This window comes from Actinoplanes sichuanensis, assembly GCF_033097365.1.
Classification (GTDB): Bacteria; Actinomycetota; Actinomycetes; order Mycobacteriales; family Micromonosporaceae; genus Actinoplanes; species Actinoplanes sichuanensis.
The window spans coordinates 8,978,660-9,001,598 of the sequence record NZ_AP028461.1 but is presented as its reverse complement, the minus strand read 5'-3'; the positions used below and the strand labels follow the sequence as shown (position 1 = coordinate 9,001,598).

Here is a 22,939-nt window from a genome sequence, read left to right as displayed (position 1 = left end):
CATCTATCGTCGGCTCACTTCCTCAGAGAAAAGAGCCTTCGATGTCCTCTGACGAGAGGCGGGCCGGCGTTCCACCGCGCTGGTCCGTCCTTCTTCTCGGCGTGGTGCTCGGCGCCACCGGCATCCCGTACGCCGCCGAGGCCGCTCCCGCGGCCACCAAGGTCACCCGGGCCGCTCTCGACCCGGCCCTGGTCGCCGGGCGTGGCGCCGACGTCGCCTTTCTGGAGCAGGAGGCCGAGCACGCCGCCACCAACGGGACCGTGATCGGGCCGGACCGCACCGCGTACACCCTGCCCGCCGAGGCTTCCGGCCGCTCCGCGGTCACCCTCGACCCGGGCGAATGGGTGGAGTTCACCCTGCCCCGGGCAGCCAACGCGATCACCGTTCGGTACAGCATCCCGGACGCGCCGAACGGTGGCGGGATCACCGCGCCACTGACCGTCGGCACCAAGCACGGCACCCGCACGATGACGCTGACATCGCAGTACTCGTGGCTCTACAACCAGTACCCGTTCACCGACGATCCGGCGGCGGACCTGCTGCACCCGGACTGGTGGATCACCGAGTGCCAGTGTGTGCCGGCCGCCACCACCCCGGCCCCGGTGATCACCAAGCCGTTCCGTCCGGCCCACTTCTACGACGAGCAGCGGCTGCTCCTGGGGCACACGTACCGGGCGGGCGACAAGGTGCGGCTCACCGCCCGTTCCGTGCCGACCACCATCGACCTGCTCGACTCGGAGCTGGTCGGACGGCCGAAGGTCGATCTCCGCGGCGTCGACCCGGTGCTCTTCGGCGCCGACCCGACCGGGCGGCGGGACTCCGCCCCGGCCATCGAGCGCGCCATCGCGTACGCCAGGAAGGTCGATCGGAAGGTCTACCTTCCGCCGGGTGTCTTCCAGGTCAACCGGCACATCGTGGTCGACGACGTGACCATCGTCGGAGCCGGCAACTGGTACACGATCATCAAGGGCCGGCAGGTGGCCCTCGACGTGCCGGCCCCGGACGGCTCGGTGCACACCGGCGTCGGCTTCTACGGCCGGAGCGCGGCCGCGGGTGGTAGCCGCAACGTGCACCTGTCCGGTTTCGCCATCCAGGGCGACGTGCGCGAGCGGATCGACACCGACCAGGTGAACGGGGTCGGCGGTGCGATGAGCGACTCGACGATCGACGGCCTCTACATCCAGCACACCAAGGTGGGCCTCTGGTTCGACGGCCCGATGTCCAACACGAAGGTGACGAACAACGTCATCGTCGACCAGATCGCCGACGGCCTCAACTTCCACACCGGGGTCACGAACTCGCTGGTCCGCAACAACTTCATCCGCAACACCGGGGACGACGCGCTGGCCATGTGGGCGGAGAAGACCACGAACACCGGCAACACCTTCGACCGCAACACGGTTCAGTCGCCGACCCTGGCCAACGGCATCGCGATCTACGGCGGCCGGGACACCACGGTGTCGAACAACCTGGTCGCCGACCCGGTCCGGGAGGGCAGCGCGCTGCACGCCGGCACCCGGTTCTCGGCCGAGCCCTTCACCGGTTTCCTGCGGTTCACCGACAACACCACGGTGCGGGCCGGGACGTTCGAGCTGAACTGGCGGATCGGCCTCGGCGCGATCTGGTTCTACAGCCTCCAGGGCAGCTTCGACGCGGACATCCGGGTCACCGGCGACCACTACCTGGACAGCACCTACAACGCGATCATGCTGGTCGCCGAGTGGGGCGTGAAGGATCTCCACTCGATCGACGGAATCAAATTCAAGGACATCCGAGTCGACGGTACGGGCACCAGCGTGCTGAGTGCACGAGCAGGCGGCTCCGCGTCCTTCGAGAACGTCGACGCCCGTAACGTCGGCGCGGTCGGGGTGAACAACTGCGGCCGGTTCGGATTCCCCGCGACCGGTTCCGAGTTCGGCCTGACCGACCTCGGCGGCAACGACGGTGGCTGGCTCGCTCCGTTCGTGCCGAACACGATCACGTGTGACGACCGTCCCCCGGTAGTGGCGCCCCCGGCTCCCTCGAAATGGTGAACTGAGCCCGGCCATGGCGACCACAGAGTGTCGCCATGGCCGCTCCGGGTAATACCGGGTCGAGCGGTTGGTTTCCGGGCACCTACCACAGGTAGCCTGGTCGGCGCTGCGCGGACCGGAAGATGGGAAGTACGTTGAGCCGAACCCTGTTGGTCACCGGTGGTGCCGGATTCGTCGGTAGCTCCTTGATCAGGTCGCTGCTGAACGACTTCCCGGACGCCGCCGTCGTCTCGCTGGACAACTACTTCACCGGCACCCCGGAGAACCACGTCCACGACCCGCGCGTCACGTATGTCGACGGGTCGACCACCGACATCGCCAAGATCTGGGCCGACCGGGGTCTCCCGGGGCCGGAGCTGGTGTTCCACCTCGGTGAGTATTCGCGGATTCCCCAGTCGTTCGAAGACCACGACCTGACCTGGGACTTCAACCTCCTCGGGACCAAGGAGGTGGTCAAGTTCACGGCCGGGCACGGCGCCAAGCTGATCTACGCGGGTTCCAGCTCGAAGTTCGGCAACGACGGTGAGGACGAAAACCTCAACCCGTATGCCTGGACCAAGGCGAAGAACATCGAGTACATCAAGAACTACTCGAACTGGTACGGGTTGGACTACGCGATCGCGTACTTCTACAACGTCTATGGTCCCGGCCAGATCAGCCAGGGCAAGTACGCCACGGTGATCGGCATCTTCGAGCGCCAGTTCCTGGCCGGTGAGCCGCTGACCGTGGTGTCCCCGGGCACGCAGACCCGTGACTTCACCCACATCGACGACATCGTCCGCGGCCTGGTGCTGGTCGCCCATGGCGGCACCGGCGACGGCTACCTGCTCGGCACCGGCTGCGAGTGGCCGATGGCCAAGGTCGCCGAGCTGTTCGGCGCCGAGTTCACGCTCATCCCGGAGCGGCGCGGCGAGCGGGTGCGCGGCCAGGCCGACACCACCAAGGCCAACGGGCTGGGCTGGCGGCCGGAGAAGCGCCTCGACGAGTACATCGCGGAGTTCGTGGCGAACCACGCTCGCTGATCGGAGTTCCGGGCTTCGAGGAATGAATCGGCGCCGACTGGGCATGCGGGGGCCATGCGGAACGGGATCAGGATCGTAGTGGTGTCCGGCCATGCACCTCTGGTGCGTGGTCTTGAACAGTCGATTCCCGAGGTCACCGGGGGGCGGGCCGTCATCGCCGGAGCGGGCGACGGGTCGGATGTGGCCGGGCTGGTGCGGGAGCCCGTACCAGATCTGATCTTGGTGGATCTGATGTCACCGGCCGGAGTCGCGGCCGTTGCCGCCGCCCGAGCCGCGGCCCCGAAGACCCGGATCCTGGCGGTGGACGGCGACGGTGACCCGGCCGCCGAGCTGGAGGCCCTGCGAGCCGGCGCGTCCGGGATCCTGCCGCGCGGCGACGAGGCCATCCCGCCGCTGCTGGCGGCCCTGGAGGGCTGGGCCGTCGTGCCGCCCTCGCTGCTCGCCGCACTGGTGGAGCGGCCCGGTCAGAGCCGCCCGGCCGCACAGGCCGCGACGACCCAACTCGACGAGAGCGACCAACGACTGCTGCGGCTGATCGCCACCGGATCGTCGACCAGCGAGATAGCCGGCGTGCTGCACGTCTCGGACCGTACGGTCAAGCGCCTGACCGCCGCCCTGCTGCGGAAACTGCACGTCTCCAGCCGTACCGAGGCCGCCGCTGTCGCCGGCAGCGCCGGCCTCGTCTGAGCCGGGTCTCTCGGATCACCCGGTGGCGCGTGGCCGCGTCGTGACCGCCGACAGCGGCGTGGCCACCTCCTCCAGCGACTTCCCCTCGGCGTCGATGCCGATGACCGCCTCGACGATGCCGCCGACTGCCATCACCGCCGCGCCGATCAGGAAGCCGAGGAACAGCTTGTTCGGATCCTCGCCCTCGCCGATCAGCCAGCCGTAGAACACCGGCCCGATGGCGCCGAAACACTGCGCGATGGCGAAGAACACCGCGATCGCCTGCGCGCGGATCTCCAGCGGGAAGATCTCACTGACCGTGAGGTACGCCGAGCTGGCTCCCGCGGACGCGAAGAAGAAGATCACGCTCCACGCGATCGTCTGGGTGATCGCGTTCAGCGCCCCCTGCTGGAACAGCACCGCGGTGATCGCCAGCAACACTCCGGACAGCAGGTAGGTGCCGGAGATCATCTTGCGCCGTCCGACCGTGTCGAAGAGGCGGCCGATGGTGAGCGGCCCGATCAGGTTGCCGATCGCGAACGCCACCAGGTAGAGCGGCGCGGCTTTCTCGCTCACCCCGAAGAACTTCGTGAGCACCAACGTGTAGGTGAAGAAGATCGCGTTGTAGAGGAACGACTGGGTGATCATCAGGGTCGCGCCCAGCGTCGACCGGGCCGGGTAGACCCGGAACAGCACCTTCAGCAACGACAGATACCCGTGCGGTTCGGTGGGCCGGATCTCGATCGCCCGGGAGTCGTCCAACGGCTCCAGCGTCTGGCCGGACGCCTCGGCGGCCCGCTCGATCTGCGCGATGTTCTCCTCGGCCTCCGCCTCCCGCCCGTGCATGATCAGCCAGCGGGGGCTCTCCGGCAGGTGCCGGCGCAGGCCCCAGATGGCCAGGCCGATGACCGGGCCGATCAGGAAGCCGATCCGCCACGCCCAGTTCAGGTCCATGTTGTTCAGCAGGATGTAGGTGCCGAGCGTGCCGATGATCGCGCCACCCCAGTAGGTGCCGTTCACACCGATGTCGACCCGGCCGCGATACTTGGCCGGCATCATCTCGTCGATGGCCGAGTTGATCGCGGCGTATTCTCCGCCGATGCCGGCGCCGGCGATGAACCGGGTGAGATACAGGAAGACCAGGGCGGCCGTGCTGTTTCCCCAGGTCAGTGCGGTGAGTGCATTGCCCGCGAGGTAGACGCCGAGGGTGACGATGAACAGATTCTTCCGGCCGAGCGCGTCGGAGAGCCGGCCGAAGAACAGCGCACCGAACACCTCGCCGAGTAGATAGACGGTGGCGATCAGGCCGACCTGTGCCGAGCTCAGGGCCAGGGTCTCCTGCTCGGCCAGGACCGGGCCGACCGCGCTGGCCACGGTGATCTCGAGTCCGTCCAGCACCCAGGCGGTACCCAGGGCCAGAATGATGCGAGTGTGGAACGGCGACCAGCTGAGCCGGTCGATCCGCGCCGGAATGAGACTGCGGATGGTCTCCGATCCGGAGGCCGGGACGGTTTGCGCCATGGGCGCTGGATACCCAGCGATCTCACAGCTAGACCTCGATATTCATGATCCTCCCAGTCTCACGTCGCGTCGCTACGGGACCGACTCATCCGTTCGTATGATCAACAAACCTTCGTTTCCCGCTTAGGCTGCCGCGTGGGGCCATCTGCCGAAATCGATGTTCGGGGCCTTTGAGCGATCCAGGAAGTCGGGGGACTTTTGATGCGTACCAGGATTGCGGCCGCCACCGCGGCCGCAATGCTCGGCTCGGTCGTGCTCGTGACCGGCGCCACTCCGGCCCGTGCCGATTCGGCCGTGGCCCTCACCGCCAAGGGCGCGAGCGACCTCGTCGCCGACAGCGTCCACAAGCGACTGTTCTTCAACGACCACACCCGCGGCGAGATCGTGGCGATCGGCTACGACGGCACTCCGTTCGGCAGCTACTCGCTGCCGTCCCTCACCGACATCACGTTGGCACCCGACTCATCGGTCCTGTACGCCGCGGCGCCGAACTCCCACAAGATCGTCGCCCTCGATCCGGTGACCCTCGACCTCATCGGGGAGTACAAGCTCGGCGACACCATCTCGCCCTACTACCTGGCCGTGGTCGGGACGAAGGTCTGGTTCGGACACACCGACGGCTGGACCGGCGAGATCGGCTCGCTCGACCTGTCCGGCGAGAACCCGGTGACCACCCTGGAGACCGAGGCCGGCGACTGGCTGTTCCGGGCACCGCGACTGGCGGCGTCGGCCAACGGCCGGCTGGTCGCGACCGCCCGCGGCCAGTACGCCTCGTTCGACGTCAGCGACGGCACCCCGAAGCTGCTGTCCCAGCGGGCCCAGGACGACGACGCACCCTACGACGTGGCGATCACCGCTGATGGCGAGCGGTACGTGACCGTCGACTCCCGCGCCGTCCTCACCGTCCGGCAGGTCGCCGACCAGACCGAGGTGCGAACGCTCGGGGTCGACCACTACGCCGAGGCAGTGGACATCGCCGAGGACGGGACCATCGCGGCCGGCTCCGACAGCGCCTACGGCCCCGACATCGCGACGTTCGCGCCCGGCACGAACGAGAAGATCCGGGAGTACGACTTCCCGAACACCGGCTACAACAGCGGTGGCGACGGGATGGACGCGCAGGCGCTGGCCTGGGAGCCGGGTGGCAACCGCCTCTTCGTGATCACGTCCAACTCCGTGCAGCAGTACTCACTGCGGAGCTACGACCAGCCGCGGAGCAACCGGCCCGTCCTCACCCTGACCGGACCGTCCTCGGCGCCGCGGGCCCGGGCGCTGACGATCGGCGGCACCCTGAAGGCGACGGTCACGCTGCCGGCCGGCACCCCGGTCAGCGTCACCCGCACCGACATCGAGTCGCCGGCCGGCCGTTCGCTCGGCACCCGGACGATCAACGCGTCCGGCGGGTTCTCGTTCACCGACACCCCGCCCGCCGGTGGCAGGGTGGTCTACAAGGTCAGCTACGCCGGCGACGCGACGCACTACCCGGTGAGCGCCTCCCGGACCGTCAACGTGGCCCGCGCGACCACCTCGCTGACGCTGACCAACAACGGCAAGGTCTACAACTACGGCCAGACGGTCACCTTCACCGCGCATCTGGGTACCACCTACAAGAACCGGGTCGTCGAGATCTGGGCCGACCCGTACGGCGGCGACCTCGGCCGGCGCCTGCTGCGCCGGGCCACCGTCGACAGCCGGGGCGACGTCGTGGTCTCGCTCAAGCTGTACCGCAACACCGCGGTCCAGGCGGTCTTCGCCGGCGACGGTCGGTACACCGACCGCACCGTGGGGTCCACCGTGTACAGCCGGGTGCCGGTCTCGCTGAAGCTGGGCAAGTACTACAAGACCGGCAAGATCAGTGGTCGGACCTTCCGGTACTTCAAGAAGAGCAGCAAGCCGACGTTCACGGTCGCCATGCCCAGGTACCCGAACCGGGAGGCGTACCTGCACGTCGACATCTGGTACCAGGGCCGGTGGCGGACCGCGTTCTACGGTGACGTCCCGGTCAACAGCAAGGGCCAGGCCGTCGCGAACATCTCGGCCCAGGGGCTCACCGGGTACAAGTTCCGGGTCCGCGCCGCCTACCGCAAGGGCTACTCCGGCGACAGCGTCAACTACTCGACGTACACCACCTACCAGTACTTCACCGTCAACTGACAACCCACGGGGGACATATCACCATGCGAACCACGATTGCGGTCGCCTCGGCGGCCGCGGTTCTCGGGTCGGTCGTCTTCGCCGGCGCCTCGCCGGCGGTCGCCGACTCGACCAGGATCCTGCCGATCAAGGCCGCCGACAACCTGCTCGTCGACAGCGGACGCCGGCAGCTGCTGTTCAGTGACAAGACGACCGGGATCGTGGCCCTCGACTACGAGGGCGCGGTCCTCGGACGGTACGCGCTACCCGGGGTCAGTGACCTCTTCCTGACCCGCGACGCGGCCCGGCTCTACGCCGCGGTCCCGGCCGCACACAAGATCGTGGCGCTCGACGCGGCGACCCTGCAGCCGGTCGGTGAATACCCGGTCGGCGACACGGTCCAGCCGTACTACCTGGCCGCCACCAGCGGAAAGATCTGGTTCGGCTACAGCGACAAGCCGGCCGGCGGGTTCTCCGCCAAGGAGAACATCGGCTCGCTGGACGTATCGGGTGAGGCCCCGGTCGTCGCCCTGGAACTGGGCGACGAAAGGTGGGACGACCCGTGGTATGACAAGGCGCCCCGGATCGCGGCCGCCGCCACCGACACCACCCGGATCGCCGTCGCCGGTGTGCAGCAGGATGCCGTCTTCGACGTGTCCGACGGCACCGCGAAGCTGATCGCCCGAGTCAACGCCACCAGCAGCAGCAGCGAGAAACAGGACGTGGCGCTCTCCCCGGACGGCGAGGTGATGGCCACCACGGTCTTCGGCGATGGACACGTCAAGCTCCGGCGCACCTCGGACCTGGACGAGGTACGCCGGCTGACCCTCGGTGACCACGCCTTCTCGACCGCGATCGACATCGCCGCGGACGGCACGGTGGCCGCCGGCGTCGACGGCTGGTACGACCCGGACATCTGGGTCTTCCCGGCCGGGTCGAGCTCGGAGGTTCGCAACTACGACTTCCCGAACACCGGCTCCACCAGCGGTGCCGACACCCTGGCGGAGAACTCCCTGGCCTGGGAGAACGGCGGCAACCGGCTCTTCGCGATCTCCGGTAACTCCAACGGCGTCTACAGCCTGCGGGTCTTCACCGAACCGCGGATGTCGCAGCCCACCCTGACCCTGACCGGCCCGCAGTCGACGGCCCGGGCCACGGCGATCACCGTGAGCGGCACTCTGCAGGCGTCGCTGGCCCTGCCCGCCGGCACCCCGGTGACCGTCACCCGTACCGACGTCGAGGCACCGGGCGGCGTCTCGCTCGGCACCCGGACGATCAACGCGTCCGGCGGGTTCTCGTTCACCGACACCCCGCAGGCCGGTGGCCGGGTCACCTACCGGGTCGCCTACGCCGGTGACGCGACCCGCTCTTCGGTCAGCGCCACGCACGCCGTGGACGTCGCCCGGAGCACGCCGTCGCTCTACCTGAACAACAACGGCAAGGTCTACAACTACGGCCAGAACGTCACGTTCACCGCGTACCTCGGCGGCACCTACAAGAACCGGGTCGTCGAGTTCTACGCCGACCCGTGGGGCGGCGACCTCGGCCGGCGTCTGATCGGCAGGGCGACGGTCAACGCCAAGGGGTACGCCTACGCGTCCCTGAAGGTGTACCGCAACACCGGTGTGCAGGCGGTCTTCACGGGTGACGCCCGGTTCGCGGCGCGGAGTGTCGCGGCCACCGTGTACAGCCGGGTGCCGGTCTCGCTGAAGCTGGGCAAGTACTACAAGACCGGCAAGATCAGTGGTCGGACCTTCCGGTACTACAAGAAGACCAGCAAGCCGACGTTCACGGTCGCCATGCCCAGGTACACGAACCGGGAGGCGTACCTGCACGTCGACATCTGGTACCAGGGCCGGTGGCAGACCGCGTTCTACGGCAACGTCCCGGTCAACAGCAAGGGCCAGGCCGTCGCGGGCATCTCGTCGGTCAAGGGACTCGCCGGGTACAAGTTCCGGGTCCGCGCCGCTTACCGCAAGGGCTACTCCGGCGACAGCGTCAACTACACGACGTACACCGCCTATCAGTACTTCACCGTCAGTAAGTAATTTCGCGAAACGAAATGCGGCTCTCCCCGGCAGGGGAGGCCGCATTTCGGCTATCTGGAAGACGTCATGTCACTCGCCCGACAGGGGACCCCTCGATAGCGTTCACCTGAACGCGGCCTCCCTCAGCGAGGGAGGCTGTTGTTTGCTGGGAGTCGACCGGGTCAGGCCGGGAGAGGGGGACGTAGTGGGCGAGAAGATCTACGCCGCGTCGTTCGATGCGCAGGCTGCCGAGTGGCTCCGGTCCGGAGAGCCCGGCAAGGAGTATGTGGAGATCGCGCGTCTGCCGGACGGTGGCGCCGCGATGCGTAACTCGACCGATCCGGCGACGATCCTGTTCTTCACCAAGGCGGAGTGGGACGCGTTCACCGGCGGTGTGAACGACGGTGAGTTCGACCTCTGAGAAAGCCGCTGCGGGGTGGTAAGGAAAGGCGGACCGGCCGTGGTGACCGGCCCGCCTTCCTCAATGGACCGGATCGGCCGCGCTGCCTGGCGGGACGGCACGGCCGATCCGGGGTCTTCACGCCGGGTCGAGGGCCAGCGCGTCGAAGATGAAGTTCGGACTGAGGAACGTCTCTCCGCTGCTACCGCTCACCACCGAGATCGACAGGGTGTTGCTGCCGGCCTTCAGGGCGCTCGCCGGGATCGTGAAGGTGTAGGTGGTGTTGATGCCGCGCCACGTGCCCCGGGTGACGTTGCGCGAGTTCAGGTTGGCCGGGGCCGGCGACGCCGAGGCCGGTGAGGTGAAGCTCCCGATCGCCACGGCCGGACGCCCGCCGGCGAAACTCGACGTGGTGGCGATCCGCAGCTTGACGCCGCCGGCCGGCACCGACGCGAGGTTGAAGCTGAGCGCGGCCGGCGAGTTGACCGACTTGAACGCGGCCATCGGGAACTTCGCCGCACCGCCGCCGACCGAGTAGGAGCTCGACTTCCACGCCGACATCCGGGAGTCCGACGGGTGCATCGTCTCGATCTTGTCGGCGTTCAGGAAGCCGGCCGGGGTGCCGTCGAACGTGCCCAACTGGAAGAGCGTGCCGGCGGCCGGGACGCTACCGGTCATGGCCAGGGCGGTCGTGGCGCCGGCCGACACGGTGATCGACTTGGTGGCGCCGACGGCCAGCTCACCGGCGTAGAGGGTGGCCGTGTAGGTGCCCGGCTTGACGTGACCGATCACGAACTTGCCGGACTTCACCTGACCCCAGTACTGCCCGTTGGTCCCGGCCAGGGCGACCGTCGCGGGCAGGCCGTTCCAGGTGCCCGACGCGGTGCCACTGACCCCGCCACGCTGCGCGTTGGAGAGCATTCCGGGAATGAAGGCGGCCAGGAAGTCCATGCTGCGGGCGGTCGGTGCCGCACCGTCGGTGAGGGCGAGCGCGTACGGCCCGTGCAGCCCCAGGCGCAGCGCCTCGGTCTGCTGGTGTCCGCTGTACATGTAGTGCGTGATGTTGACGGCGCTGCCGGTGTCGTTCACCTCGATGTCCCGGAAGAACGGTCCGCCGGAGGTCATGTCGGTGTACGCGGGCAGGATGAACGCCCCGTGTCCGGAGCCGCCGGCGCCGAACGGTTTCTGCGCGATGAGCCGCTGCGAGCTGTAGAACTTCGACGCGGTCCGCCCGGAGCCGTCGGCGAAGACGTCCGAGCCCTCGACCGTGGTGCCGAATCCACCGGTCTTCGCCGCGGTCGGGGAGGTGGTCAGCAGCGACGGCTTGAGCCGGGCGATGAACCGGGCCTCACCCGGGTTCAGGGCCTTGCTGATGTTGGTCGCCATGTAGACGGTGTTGTCGTTCTTGCGGGCGAAGTAGTACTGCGTCACGCCCGTCGACGCGCTCGCCACACTGACCAGGATCGAGCTGCCGTTGTTGAAGGTCTTACTGGTCACGGTCGCGGTGGAGAAGCCGGATTCGAACTGGCCGGCGGCGAAACCGGAGGCGGTCAGCTCGGTGCCGTCGTGCTTCAACGACGTCATGTTCCCGTTGGTGCCGTTGATCGTGAACGCCATACCCGTGCCGGTGTCGAAGCTGACGTTCGCGGCCGCGTTCGCCCAGGGCTGGCCGACACCCAGGAGGCCGGCGCCGACCAGGACCGCCACGGACGCGAGGCCGGCGGCCAGGGCCTTGCGGGGCTTCCGGGAAGCGGGGCGACGGTGTGCGGGGAGGGACATGCGACCACCTATACAAGTCGGGGGGACATGGCATAGGTGATCGCCAAGCGCCGGAAGGTTGCTCGCGATCGGAAAGATTTTTTCAGAGCTGTTCTCGCGTTTGACAGGGATTTGGGAGCGCTCCTACATTGACGGCGCTTCCCCTTCCGGCCGGCTCTGCTCCACCCGGCACGAGCCGGTCGTGATTGTCGACAACCTGGTCGCCGCTGCGCCGATGACCTTTTCCGGGGGGTAAAGAAGAAGGGCCGCGGTGGCCATGCCGCGGCCCTTCTTTGTGTGTCCAGTCTGAGGAACCTGTCGATCTCCTTTGACCTCCGCCGGATCCCTTGTGCCACCTCTCCAGCTTTGTCAACAATCTTGTTGCGAATCGGCGGGGGCCTCATCGCAAGGGAGAAATGCGTGAAACTGAAGACCCGGTGGCGCGGAGCCGTCACCGTCGCCGCGGCCGTCGCGCTGGTCGGCGCCGGCATCGCCACAGCGAACGCGAGCACGGCGGACAAGGGCACCGGACCGACCCGGACGAACGCGATCAAGGACCCGACCGGCGGCCGGACCGGGCTGCCGGGCCTGGTCAACGCGGCCAACGCCTTCCTCGCGACACTCAGCGACGACCAGAAGGCCGAGGTACTGCTCGAGTTCACCGAGGAGAACGCGACGGCCTGGTCCAACCTGCCGTGCGCCGGAACCTGCCGGCCCGGGATCGAGCTCGGCAGCCTCACCGAGGAACAGCTCGCCGCGGCCGACGCCGTGCTGAGAGCGGCCGCGGGCACCGGCCAGGGGACCGGTTTCGATCAGCTGCAGGACATCGTGGCGGCGGACGACATCCTGGCCGCCGACTCCAGCGGCAGCGTCGGCGGCGGCGCGCCGCCCACCTCGACCGACCCCTCCGCGGCGCCGTCTGCCGACGCCTCCGCGGCCCCGGCACCCTCCGGCTCCGCCGGCGGCCCGCCCGCCGGTGGAGGCGGCATGACGCTCACTTACGGTAGCGGCTATTACTATCTCGCCTTCCTCGGTACGCCGTCCGTGGACGGCACCTGGCAGCTCGACTTCGGTGGTCACCACCTGGCCACCCACCTCACCTACACGAAGGGGCGCGCGGTCGGCGCCAGCCCGTTCTTCATCGGCGTCGAGCCGATCAGTTACACCGACGAGTCAGGAGCCACCGTCGAGTCGATGAGGGCGCAGAAGACCGCGATGGCCGCACTGACCGCGAGCCTCACCGAGAAGCAGCTGGCCACGGCCACGCTGGACCAGTCGTTCGGTGATGTGCTGGTCGGACCGGGCGAGGACGGTCAGTTCCCGGAGACGAAGGTCGGCATCTCGGTCAAGAGCCTCACCCCGAAGCAGAAGAAGCTGGTGCTGGCCGCGATCAAGCCGTGGGTGGCGAACGCCGACGACGCGACGACCCAGCAGCTGCTCAAGATCTACGAGAAGGAACTGGACCAGACCTTCGTGGCCCTGTCCGGCGGAACCGCGCTCGACACGCACGGTGACTATGTCCGGATCGACGGGCCGAGCGTGTGGGTCGAGTTCATCTGCCAGACCGGTGTGGTCTACAACGACCAGATCCACTACCACACCGTCTACCGCGACCACACCCGCGACTACGGCGGCGAATTCGATTTCTGAGGCCGACCGCTGCCGAGTCCGGCCGCTTTGAGGACCGGCCGCGGCCGGGGAACTGGTGTCCGCCTCCGCGGAGCCCACGCCGGCCTCGGGTGCGGCGCCGGCCGGTGACGCTCATGCCGGAGCGTCACCGGCTTCAGGCCTGCTGGTCGGGATGGGGGAGACGCGGAGAAGGGCTGCCTCGACGGCGGCGCGTGGACTGGTGAGAACCGGCAGGTCCGACAGCAGCGTGGCCGCCCCGGCCATGCCCGCCTGGGCGAGCACGATCGCGTCGGCCTCCCCGGCGAGGGCCCGGACGTGCTCGGCGATCTCCTTGTCGTAGGTGGCGATGTCACCGGCCTCGAAGTGCCGCCAGGCCGTCAGGCACGGCGAGGCGGTGACGACGACCGGCCGCCCGGCCGACGCGGCGGCCGCCCGGATCAGCGCGACCGTCGGCTCCAGAGTGGACTCGACGGTGGCGACCACGACGATCCGGCCACCGGTCGAGACCGCTGCCTCGGCCATCGGCCGGTCCAGGCGCATCACCGGCACGCCCACCTCGGGAGTCGCCTCCGCGTCGGCGCCGATCGTCGAGCAGGTGCAGACGATGAGGTCCGCGCCGGCGGCGGCCAACTCACCGAGTCGTTCGGCCAGGCCCGGTGCCGAACCGGTCCGGCGGGCGTCGGCGAGTAACGCCTCGTCCACCAGGTGCAGGTCGTCGAGGCCCGGCGGCGCCAGCTCGGCGAAGAGCCCTCGGAACGTGGCGACATGCACCTCGGCCGTGTGCAGGAAACCGATCGTGGTCACTCGTGGATCACCCGTGCCTCCGCCGCACCCCGTGCGCCCGCCACCCGAACCGCCTCCTCCTCGACCAGCGCGATCTGCGCCCTCGACAGTTTCTCGAACGCGGTCACCGTGAGATCGACCCGTTTGCGGCCGGCCATCCGGGCCCGCCACACCCCGGCGATCTCGCCGTCGACCAGCAGCGCCCCCGGATTGCCGAGGATGCGCCACACCTCCCTCTGCCGCTCCCGGCCGGGAACCAGCAGGTCACGGTCGCGAGCCTGAAGCAGCGGGTCCATCGGCGGCAGCCAGCGCACCCCACGCGGTGCCGGCGCCGACTCGAGAAGATCGGCCGCCGACGAGGGCAGCCAGGCCCGTCGCCCCGCCACCCGGACCTCGGTGAGCCGGTCGGACGGCCACACCGCCTTGATCACCGCGGTGGTGGAGCCCAGATATCTCGCCACCTCACCCGGACCGGCCGGGCCGAGGAAACGCAGATAGGTCTCGATCAGCCGGTCGATGCCCCGGTTGGCGGACGGGATCGGTGGTGCGTCGACAAGAGGGCCGAGCATCGCATCCCTGCCTCGGGACAGCACCTCGACACCGCCGGCCAGCCCGGCGTGCTGCCACACGCCGCCGGAGACGTGGCGGGCCGCGCAGGATCTGCAGTCGTAGGTGAGCTCGGTCGGGACCAGCCGGCTGACCGCCGTGCTGACCTCACCGCGGGGCATCGGGCCGCCGGTGAGCACCTCCCGGAAGGCGGTGGCGGTGGCGGTGAACGCCGACACTCCGAGCCGGGCGGCGTCGGGGATCTGGCCGCTCTTGATCCGGGCCGCGGCGTCGACGTCATCGACCGGCCACAGCTGCTCGACCAGCTCGGGCAGATCGGCGCGGCGATGCAGATGCGGGGCGCCACGGGCGGCCCACACGGTGATCAGCCGGTCGTCGTCGGGCTCGGCACCGCTGCGGGCGGCCAGGGCGATCCGGGTGGAGTCAGGTGTGTACTCCTGGACGCCGAGATCCAGCACGGGCAGGTCGGCGGGCCGGTCACCGGTGCGGTCGGCCAGGCTTTGAGCAGCGATCCGGTACGCCATGACGCGCTCACGATCCACGTCGATCATCAGCACCTCCTCAGCGCCGACCGTACCGCCGGGCTGCGACATTTTTCCGGCGATCCTCCTGTGGCCCGGAGCGGTTCTCCACGTACTCCCAGGTGTCCAGCGTGGCCGGCCCGTACGGCCCGTCCTGCTGAATGGGCGGCTCGGCCGCCGGCCGGTATCCGCAGCGGCGCGCCACCGAGGTGCTGGCGGTGTTGCCCCGGTCGATGCGCAGCAGCAGCCGGCGCAGCCCGAGGGTGTCGACCGCATAGCCGGTGAGCAGGGACAGCGCCGCCGTGGCGAGCCCGCGGCGCCGAAAGGGCAGGCCGACCAGGTAGCCGAGCTCGGCCTCGTGGGCCTCGGACCGAACGTTGAAGAGCAGCACCTCACCGAGCGGCGGGCCACCGTCGGTGGTGATCGCGAGCTGGATCCGGCTGCCGCCGATGCGGCCCTGCTGGGCGCGGCGCAGGTAGGCGAGCCCGGCCTCGATGTCGAACGGCGAGGGCATCAGCGTCCAGCGGGCGATGCCCGGTTCGTCGAGGAGCGCGACCAGGTCGTCGAGATCTTCCCATCGCCATTCCCGCAGGATGACGGCGGTCCCCGTCAACCTCAGCGGGTATGGCAACGGGCTGACGGTCACCTGTCCAATCGTGCCGGTAAGACCACCTTTGGTGCTAGTGGCGATCGATATGAAGCCGTGCACGATTCCTTACCGCGTGCCGGTCGGATCACGGACACCATTTCGCGGTGCAAAATCGCACCATGTCCACACCGATGCGCACTGATGAGCACTGGGCGAATTACAACTCGCGTCAGGCCGCCCGCCCGATCCGCGAGTCGTGCCAACGGGTGCTGGCGCTCGCCGGGCCGGGCGCCGGGCGTACCGCCGTCGATCTCGGCTGCGGCGCAGGCCGCGAGACCAGGGCGTTTCTCGACGCGGGCTGGCGGGTGCTGGCTCTGGACGGCGAGCCGGGGACCGAGGCCCGCCTGCTGCGCACCATCGGCGGCCGCCATGCGGCCTTGACGATCAAAACAAGCAGATTCCAGGATTTGTACGATCTACCGCCCGCCGATCTCGTCCATGCCGGTTACTCGCTTCCGTTCCAGACCCGCGCTGAATTCGATCGGGTGTGGACACTGATCCGGTCGGTGTTGCGTCCCGGCGGGCGGGTCGCCGTGGACCTGTTCGGTGACCGGGACAGCTGGGCCGGCGACCCGAACCTGACCTTCCTCACCGAACCGGAGGTACGCGCCCTGTTCGACGGTCTGACCATCGAGCGGTGGGAGGTGGAGGACGAGCCGGGCCGGGCGTTCAGCGGCCCGAAGCACTGGCACGTCTTCCACGTGGTGGCTCAGCGCCGCTGATCAGAGCCGCTGAGCCGTGATCTCGAACCCGGCGTCGCGCAGCCGCTTGACCAGGGCGTCACCGATCGCCGTCGCCGGGGTGAGCACACCACCCTCGACCTCCGGCAGCGCCTCGTCGTCGAAGGCGAGCGCGAGAGCCGATTCGCCGAGCATGACCGCCGTTGCGGCGTACCCCGGATCGCCTTTGGCCTTGACCCGCGCGCGATAGCGCGCACCGGACGTGGTGGTGGTGAACAGATCCATGGTGAAGTGACCGTTGCGCTGGGTGTCCTCGCTCGGCCCGGCACCGGGCGCGGGCAGGAAGCGGTCCAGGACGAAGCGCAGTGGCGGCACCGCGAAGCCGATGACCAGCGCGTTCATCCCCGTTTTGACGACCGTGGCGGCGACCTTGCTCTTCACCCGCAGGACCTCGCGGTACCGGAACGTGCGGCCGTAGGCCCAGCCGCGCAACGCGTTGCTACGCCGCACCACCCGGGTGTTGTAGGACGCCATCACGAACGGCGCGAGATGCCCGCGCACGCTGGTGTCCACGTCGGACCCCGGCAGGGTGAGCATGTCGGGCTGGCGGCCGAGGTCGGGCTCGGCCTGCCGGTCCGGGCTCAGCGAGTACGGGCTGGCGCCGACCTTGCGCAGCCGGGTGTCCTTCTTCATCACGTCGACCTGATGGCGCATCGAGTCGATGGTGCCGCCACTGACACCGCCGCGCATGCTGGTCACCACGAGTGTCGTGTCGGTGAGCTCACCGGCGCCGTCCCGGCTGATCTGTTCATGCAGGACGTGCACCCCGATATCGGACGGAATCGAGTCGAAGCCGCAGGAGTGCACGATCCGTGCGCCGGTACGCCGTGCGGTCTCATGGTTCTCGTCGATGCTGTCCCGGGCGAAGAGCACCTCACCGGTGAGGTCCACGTAGTGCGTGCCGGTTTCGGCGCATGCGCGGGCGAGCGGCTTGCCGTACTTCGCATACGGCCCCACCGTGGTGATCACCACTTTGGCGCGGCCGGCCATCGTGGTCAGGGCTTCCGCGTCGTTCGCGTCGGCGACGACGATGGGCTGGTCCAGGCCGAGACCCTCCAGTTTCGCCCTGGAACGGCCGCCGAGGGCCAGGCGTGCGCCCGCTGGAGCGTGTTCGGCGAGGTATCGCGCCACCAGCACACCGACGAAACCCGAGGCGCCGTAGACGATCACGTCGAACTCACGCTCTGACTCACTCATGGGTGAGGATTGTGCACCCTCGGTGGAGGGTTCCGCACCTGTTGCGCCACGCCGAATTCAGCACGTTAGCCGCACAAAGGAAGATCAAAGCGGCTAATTTGTGACTTACAACTCCATTGCCGCGTCTCGCATAACCAACCAGCAGCGCGGCATCTCGACAGCCCGCAACAGAGTGGGCACCGTGGTCGGAACGCCGAGTCCAGCCGCCGACCACGGTTCGACGAAACCCAAGGCATGGAGCGGGGGACCCAAGAGTTCCTCGGCGCTACGGCGCCTCGGGGTGAAGCCGCGAACGCGGCCGGGCACCTCTGCCCGAACCCGACAGCTGACCTCGTAGGCGTGGAGGACAAGCTCATGGCTCAGATCGGAAGACAACTCCATCGCGCGGTCGGGATGCTGGCCGTCGGACTCGCCGGAAGCGTGGCCCTCGCGGGGCCGGCGCACGCCGACATCAACTGGGAGGCGATCGCGCACTGCGAATCCGGGGGCAACTGGAGCATCAACACCGGAAACGGCTACTACGGGGGACTCCAGTTCAGCCGGAGCACGTGGCGCGCCTACGGCGGCGGAAAGTACGCAGACACCGCGAACCGGGCGTCCAAGTCCGAGCAGATCCGGATCGCCGAACGGGTGGTGCGCGGGCAGGGCATCGGTGCCTGGCCGACCTGCGGCCGGCGGCACGCCTACACGGCGGCGTCCCGCGGCAGCGTACGAAAGGTGCACCGGTCGACCGGACGCTACGTGGTCCGGCCGGGTGACACGCTGGCGCGGATCGCGGCGCGGCACGATGTGCGGGGCGGCTGGCGAGCGCTCTACCGGGCGAACTCGGATGTGCTGAGCAGCCCACACCGGCTGCGGGTGGGGCAGCGGTTGAAGATCTGAGAGTGGGCCCGGCGCGATTTGAACGCGCGACCTACCGCTTAGGAGGCGGTTGCTCTATCCACTGAGCTACGAGCCCGACGTTGCTGAGGGTACCAGCAGGCGAAGCCCGGGTCGGTGCGGCCGACCCGGGCCCGATGGAAACCGCCTGACCGGTCAGGCCAGGTCGAAACGGTCCAGGTTCGCGACCTTGACCCACGCCTTGACGAAGTCGGTGACCAGCTTCTCCTTGGCGTCGTCGCTGCCGTAGACCTCGGCCTGGGCACGCAGCACCGAGTTCGATCCGAAGATCAGGTCGGCCCGGGTGGCGGTCCACTTGACCGCACCGGTCCGGCGGTCGCGGCCCTCGAAGGTCTCGCCGTCGGAGTCGGTGGCCGTCCAGGTGGTGCCGAAGTCGAGCAGGTTGACGAAGAAGTCGTTGGTCAGCACGCCCGGGGTCTCGGTGAAGACGCCGTGCGGCGAACCGGCGGTGTTGGCGCCCAGCACCCGCAGGCCGCCGACCAGGACGGTCAGCTCCGGCGCGGTCAGGGTGAGCAGCTGCGCGCGGTCGACCAGCAGCGCCTCGGTGGGGCGGTCGTGGCCCTTGGCGAGGTAGTTGCGGAAGCCGTCGTGGGTGGGCTCCAGCACCGCGAACGACTCGGCGTCGGTCTGCTCCTCGGTGGCGTCGGTACGACCCGGGGTGAACGGCACCTCGACGTCGAACCCGGCGTCCTTCGCGGCCTTCTCCACGGCGGCCGAACCGGCCAGCACGATCAGGTCGGCGAGGGAGATCTTCGCGCCACCGGCCGCGTCGAACTCGGCCTTCACACCCTCCAGCACACCGAGCACCCTGGCGAGCTGAGCCGGGTCGTTGGCCTCCCACTGGTTCTGCGGGGCGAACCGGATGCGGGCGCCGTTCGCGCCACCGCGCTTGTCGGTGCCGCGGAACGTCGAAGCCGAGGCCCACGCGGTGGCGACCAGCTCGGCGACCGACAGGCCGGAGGCCAGCACGGTGGCCTTCAGCGCGGCGACGTCCGCCGGGCCGACCAGCTCGTGGTCGACCGCGGGCAGCGGGTCCTGCCAGATCAGCGGCTCGGACGGGACCTCCGGACCGAGGTAACGGGTGATCGGACCCATGTCACGGTGGGTCAGCTTGAACCACGCCTTGGCGAAGGCCTTGCCGAACTCCTCCGGGTCGTCGTGGAACCGCTTCGAGATCGGCCCGTAGATCGGGTCGAAACGCAGCGCCAGGTCCGAGGTCAGCATCCGCGGCTCCTGCCGCTTCGACGCGTCGAAGGCGTGCGGCACCAGGTCCGAGCCGGCGCCGTTCTTCGGACGCCACTGGTGCGCGCCGGCCGGCGACGTGGTGAGTTCCCAGTCGTACGCGAACAGGATGTGGAAGAACTCGTTGTCCCAGCGGGTCGGGTGGTAGGTCCAGGTGACCTCCAGACCGCTGGTGATCGCGTCGGCGCCGACACCGGTGCCGAAGCTGCTCTTCCAGCCCTGACCCTGCGCCTCGATCGGGGCGGCCTCGGGCTCGGGACCGACGTTCTCGGCCGGGCCGGCACCGTGGGTCTTACCGAAGGTGTGACCGCCGGCGATCAGTGCCACGGTCTCCTCGTCGTTCATGCCCATCCGGCCGAACGTGTCCCGGATGTCCCGGGCCGAGGCCAGCGGGTCCGGGTTGCCGTTCGGGCCCTCCGGGTTGACGTAGATGAGGCCCATCTGTACGGCGCCGAGCGGCTTGGCCAGCTCACGGTCGCCGCTGTAGCGCCGGTCGTCCAGCCAGGTGTCCTCGGTACCCCAGTTGACCTCCTCGGGCTCCCAGACGTCGGGGCGGCCGCCGCCGAAGCCGAAGGTCTCGAAGCCCATGCTCTCCAGGGCCACGTTGCCGGCCAGGATCATCAGGTCGGCCCAGGAGATGTTCTTGCCGTACTTCTTCTTCACCGGCCAGAGCAGCAGCCGGGCCTTGTCCAGGTTGCCGTTGTCCGGCCAGCTGTTCAGCGGCGCGAAGCGCTGCTGGCCGGAGCCGCCACCGCCGCGGCCGTCGAAGGTCCGGTAGGTGCCGGCGCTGTGCCACGCCATCCGGATCATCAGCGGGCCGTAGTGACCGAAGTCGGCCGGCCACCAGTCCTGCGAGTCGGTCATCAGCGCGTTGATGTCCGCCTTGACCGCGGCCAGGTCGAGGCTGTTGAAGGCCGCGGCGTAGTCGAAGTCACCGCCGTTCGGGTTGCCCGCCGGAGAGTTGGCGTGGAGAACGCCGAGGTCGAGCTGGTTCGGCCACCAGTCCCGGTTGGCCCGGCCGCCGTGCGAGCCGGAACCACCGTGCGCGACGGGGCACTTTCCTTGAGCTGCGGCGAGTTCGTCTGCCACGAAATCCTCCGGGTAGCGAGCGATCGAGAGTCGGCTCGCAGTCTGCCCTGCTTTTCTGGAATGAGTCAAGAAAAGGGGGAGGGGTGTTCGACACCCGACGGCCGGAGATTCCGGCGATTTTTCCGGTGAAGTTATCGTGGCTGCCGGATCGGCGACGATAGGCGGGGGAGGTAACAGAGCGTGCGCGTACTGGTGGCTGACGACGAACGGATACTCGCGGACACGGTGGCGGACGGCTTACGCCAGTTCGCCATGGCCGTCGACGTGGTCTACGACGGTGACAGCGCGTTGGAGAAGATGAGCGTGCACCGATACGACGTCGCGATCCTGGATCGCGACATGCCGGGCATCACCGGCGACGAGGTGTGCACCCGCGTCGTGGACTCCGGGCTGGGCACCCGGCTGCTACTCCTCACCGCCGCGGCCGGGATCCGGGACCGGGTGGAGGGCCTCGGGCTCGGTGCCGACGACTACATGACCAAGCCGTTCGCCTTCGCCGAACTGGTGGCTCGGGTACAGGCGCTGGCCCGGCGCTCGACCGCCCGGCTGAAACCGGTGCTGGAGCAGGACGGCGTGGTCCTCGACACGATCCGGCACTTCGCCTCCCGGGACGGACTGACGCTCAACCTGACCCCCAAGGAGTTCGCCGTCCTGCGGGTGCTGCTACGTGCCGGCGGCCAGGTGGTCAGCGCCGAGGAACTGCTGGAACAGGCCTGGGACGAGAATGCCGACCCGTTCACCAACTCGGTCCGCGTGACGATCATGACGTTGCGCAAGAAGCTCGGCGAGCCGCCCGTCATCCACACCGTGCCGCGCGTGGGTTACCGGCTGGGGCGCTGAGGATCGACCACAGTGGTGGCGCCGGGTCGGGCCGGGCCATCACCCGAGCTCACGACGGGGTCATCTCGGCGCACTCGACCGGGCGCGACGGATTGCGGGTCGAGGTCTCGTTCGACTCGACCGAGTAGTGGACCCGGGGCACCCGCGTCCCGATGCCGGTCAGGATCTCGTGCGCGTTCGTACCCGCCCAGTCGGCCCACTCGTCGACCGTCGGCTCGCCGCCCTCACCGGTGCCGAAGATCACCACCCGGTCGCCGGGCACCACCGGGTGCTCACCGACGTCGACCACCACCTGGTCCATCGCCACCCGGCCCACGATCGGGCAGCGGACCCCGCCGATCGCGACCGAGGCCCGATTGCCGGTGATGCGGGGCACCCCGTCGGCATAGCCGGCCGGCACCAGGGCCAGTGTCGTCTCCCGGTCGGTCACGAACTCGGGGCCGTAGGACACCCCGGTGCCCGGGCCGACCCGCTTGGTCAGGATGACCGTGGACTCCAGCGTCATGGCGGGACGCAGCCCGAACACGCGACCGGGGATCGGCTCGGCGCCGTAGAGGGCGATTCCCGGCCGTACCAGATCGAAGTGGGCCTCCGGCAGTTGAAGAACGGCGGCCGAGTTGGCCAGATGCGTCAGCGGCGCCTCGATGCCCGCCTCCCGGGCCGCGGCCCGGGCCTGGCCGAACGCCTCCAGTTGCCGCCGCAGGCCCGGGTCGGCCGGATCCTCGGCATGGGCCAGATGCGACCAGACGGCACGGATCTCGATCAGCCCGGCATCGCGCAGTTTCGCCGCGGTGGCCAGCACATCCGGCCACTCCGCCTCGGTCGCGCCGCCGCGGGACAGGCCGGTGTCCGCCTTCAGATGCACGACCGCGACCCGGCCGGTGCGCTCCGCCGCCCGTGCCAGGGTCTCCAGCCCGGTGGTCGACGACACCGACACGTCGACGTCGGCGAGCACCGCCTCGTCCAGAGTCTCGAACGGGGCATACAGCCACATCAGGATCGGCGCCGTGATGCCCGCCGACCGCAACTCCATCGCCTCCCGCAGCGAGGTGACGCCGAGCCAGGAGGCGCCGCTCGCCAGGGCCGCCCGGGCCACCGGAACGGCGCCGTGGCCGAACCCGTCGGCCTTGACCACGGCCATCACACCCGACCCGGTCGCGGCACCGGCCAGCAGCCTGGTGTTGTGCGCGATCGCGTCGAGGTCGATCAGTGCCCTGGTCAT

Annotated in this window: 18 protein-coding genes, 1 tRNA gene and 1 riboswitch; of the genes, 10 read left to right on the top strand and 9 right to left on the bottom strand. The window is 69.1% G+C overall.

Features of this window, described 5'->3' with window-relative positions; translation table 11 throughout:
- The first annotated feature begins 41 nt into the window (after positions 1-41).
- The 3 genes from Q0Z83_RS41360 to Q0Z83_RS41350 all read left to right on the top strand — a co-directional run bounded on the left by Q0Z83_RS41360 (position 42) and on the right by Q0Z83_RS41350 (position 3,742).
- Positions 42-2,033 (top strand): glycosyl hydrolase family 28-related protein, encoded by a 1,992-nt coding sequence (locus Q0Z83_RS41360; RefSeq protein WP_317788871.1) that lies wholly within the window; start codon positions 42-44, stop codon positions 2,031-2,033.
- A gap of 122 nt (positions 2,034-2,155) precedes the next feature.
- Entirely contained in the window at positions 2,156-3,055 is a 900-nt protein-coding gene (locus Q0Z83_RS41355; protein WP_317788869.1) for an NAD-dependent epimerase/dehydratase family protein, read from the top strand.
- Between the two features lie 102 nt (positions 3,056-3,157).
- A complete protein-coding gene (locus tag Q0Z83_RS41350; RefSeq protein ID WP_317788868.1) occupies positions 3,158-3,742 on the top strand; it encodes a response regulator transcription factor in 585 nt (194 codons plus the stop codon).
- Between the two features lie 15 nt (positions 3,743-3,757).
- Here the strand turns inward: Q0Z83_RS41350 and Q0Z83_RS41345 are convergent, their stop codons facing one another.
- The gene (locus Q0Z83_RS41345) at positions 3,758-5,242 is read right to left on the bottom strand and encodes an MFS transporter (RefSeq protein WP_317788866.1); all 1,485 of its coding nucleotides are present in this window, start codon (positions 5,240-5,242) and stop codon (positions 3,758-3,760) included.
- 201 nt (positions 5,243-5,443) lie between these two features.
- On the opposite strand from Q0Z83_RS41345, the gene Q0Z83_RS41340 reads away from it, so the two are divergent.
- From Q0Z83_RS41340 to Q0Z83_RS41330, 3 genes are all read left to right on the top strand, one after another.
- On the top strand, positions 5,444-7,396 hold the full coding sequence (locus Q0Z83_RS41340; protein WP_317788865.1) for an NHL repeat-containing protein: 1,953 nt from the start codon (positions 5,444-5,446) through the stop codon (positions 7,394-7,396).
- Between the two features lie 23 nt (positions 7,397-7,419).
- The gene (locus tag Q0Z83_RS41335; protein WP_317788863.1) at positions 7,420-9,423 is read left to right on the top strand and encodes a WD40 repeat domain-containing protein; all 2,004 of its coding nucleotides are present in this window, start codon (positions 7,420-7,422) and stop codon (positions 9,421-9,423) included.
- 184 nt (positions 9,424-9,607) lie between these two features.
- The gene (locus tag Q0Z83_RS41330; RefSeq protein ID WP_317788861.1) at positions 9,608-9,823 is read left to right on the top strand and encodes a DUF397 domain-containing protein; all 216 of its coding nucleotides are present in this window, start codon (positions 9,608-9,610) and stop codon (positions 9,821-9,823) included.
- A gap of 117 nt (positions 9,824-9,940) precedes the next feature.
- Here the strand turns inward: Q0Z83_RS41330 and Q0Z83_RS41325 are convergent, their stop codons facing one another.
- Complete coding sequence (locus Q0Z83_RS41325; RefSeq protein WP_317788860.1) at positions 9,941-11,581, bottom strand: rhamnogalacturonan lyase B N-terminal domain-containing protein; 1,641 nt, start codon at positions 11,579-11,581, stop codon at positions 9,941-9,943.
- A 399-nt stretch (positions 11,582-11,980) separates the two neighbouring features.
- On the opposite strand from Q0Z83_RS41325, the gene Q0Z83_RS41320 reads away from it, so the two are divergent.
- Positions 11,981-13,210 carry a DUF3500 domain-containing protein gene (locus Q0Z83_RS41320; RefSeq protein WP_317788858.1) on the top strand — a complete coding sequence of 410 codons (1,230 nt, stop codon included), beginning with the start codon at positions 11,981-11,983 and terminating at the stop codon, positions 13,208-13,210.
- A gap of 111 nt (positions 13,211-13,321) precedes the next feature.
- On the opposite strand, the gene Q0Z83_RS41315 is transcribed toward Q0Z83_RS41320, so the two are convergent.
- From Q0Z83_RS41315 to Q0Z83_RS41305, 3 genes are read right to left on the bottom strand one after another with little or no spacing between them, the layout of a single operon-like run.
- On the bottom strand, positions 13,322-13,993 hold the full coding sequence (locus Q0Z83_RS41315) for an aspartate/glutamate racemase family protein (protein WP_317788856.1): 672 nt from the start codon (positions 13,991-13,993) through the stop codon (positions 13,322-13,324).
- On the bottom strand, positions 13,990-15,090 hold the full coding sequence (locus tag Q0Z83_RS41310; protein ID WP_317788855.1) for a DNA glycosylase AlkZ-like family protein: 1,101 nt from the start codon (positions 15,088-15,090) through the stop codon (positions 13,990-13,992). Before Q0Z83_RS41310 ends, Q0Z83_RS41315 begins: the two co-directional genes overlap by 4 nt.
- Positions 15,091-15,100: 10 nt before the next feature.
- Positions 15,101-15,706: a GNAT family N-acetyltransferase gene (locus Q0Z83_RS41305; RefSeq protein WP_317788854.1), complete on the bottom strand. Its 606-nt coding sequence runs from the start codon at positions 15,704-15,706 to the stop codon at positions 15,101-15,103.
- A 122-nt stretch (positions 15,707-15,828) separates the two neighbouring features.
- Here Q0Z83_RS41305 and Q0Z83_RS41300 point away from each other — a divergent pair, with 122 nt between their 5' ends.
- Complete coding sequence (locus tag Q0Z83_RS41300; protein ID WP_317788853.1) at positions 15,829-16,431, top strand: class I SAM-dependent methyltransferase; 603 nt, start codon at positions 15,829-15,831, stop codon at positions 16,429-16,431.
- On the opposite strand, the gene Q0Z83_RS41295 is transcribed toward Q0Z83_RS41300, so the two are convergent.
- Positions 16,432-17,646: a saccharopine dehydrogenase family protein gene (locus Q0Z83_RS41295; protein ID WP_317788852.1), complete on the bottom strand. Its 1,215-nt coding sequence runs from the start codon at positions 17,644-17,646 to the stop codon at positions 16,432-16,434.
- 208 nt (positions 17,647-17,854) lie between these two features.
- A riboswitch (cyclic di-AMP (ydaO/yuaA leader) is annotated at positions 17,855-18,001 on the top strand.
- On the opposite strand from Q0Z83_RS41295, the gene Q0Z83_RS41290 reads away from it, so the two are divergent.
- Positions 18,001-18,528, top strand: coding sequence for a LysM peptidoglycan-binding domain-containing protein (locus Q0Z83_RS41290; RefSeq protein ID WP_317788851.1), 528 nt, complete (start codon positions 18,001-18,003; stop codon positions 18,526-18,528). (Overlaps the previous riboswitch by 1 nt.)
- A 3-nt stretch (positions 18,529-18,531) precedes the next feature.
- On the opposite strand, the gene Q0Z83_RS41285 is transcribed toward Q0Z83_RS41290, so the two are convergent.
- Both Q0Z83_RS41285 and katG read right to left on the bottom strand, forming a co-directional pair.
- A tRNA-Arg gene (locus tag Q0Z83_RS41285) sits at positions 18,532-18,604 on the bottom strand.
- 77 nt (positions 18,605-18,681) lie between these two features.
- Positions 18,682-20,877, bottom strand: coding sequence for a catalase/peroxidase HPI (gene katG / locus Q0Z83_RS41280; RefSeq protein WP_317788850.1), 2,196 nt, complete (start codon positions 20,875-20,877; stop codon positions 18,682-18,684).
- 180 nt (positions 20,878-21,057) lie between these two features.
- Between katG and Q0Z83_RS41275 the strand changes: the two genes are divergently transcribed.
- A complete protein-coding gene (locus tag Q0Z83_RS41275) occupies positions 21,058-21,717 on the top strand; it encodes a response regulator transcription factor (RefSeq protein ID WP_317788849.1) in 660 nt (219 codons plus the stop codon).
- A 49-nt stretch (positions 21,718-21,766) separates the two neighbouring features.
- On the opposite strand, the gene alr is transcribed toward Q0Z83_RS41275, so the two are convergent.
- Positions 21,767-22,939: an alanine racemase gene (alr, locus tag Q0Z83_RS41270; protein WP_317797258.1), complete on the bottom strand. Its 1,173-nt coding sequence runs from the start codon at positions 22,937-22,939 to the stop codon at positions 21,767-21,769.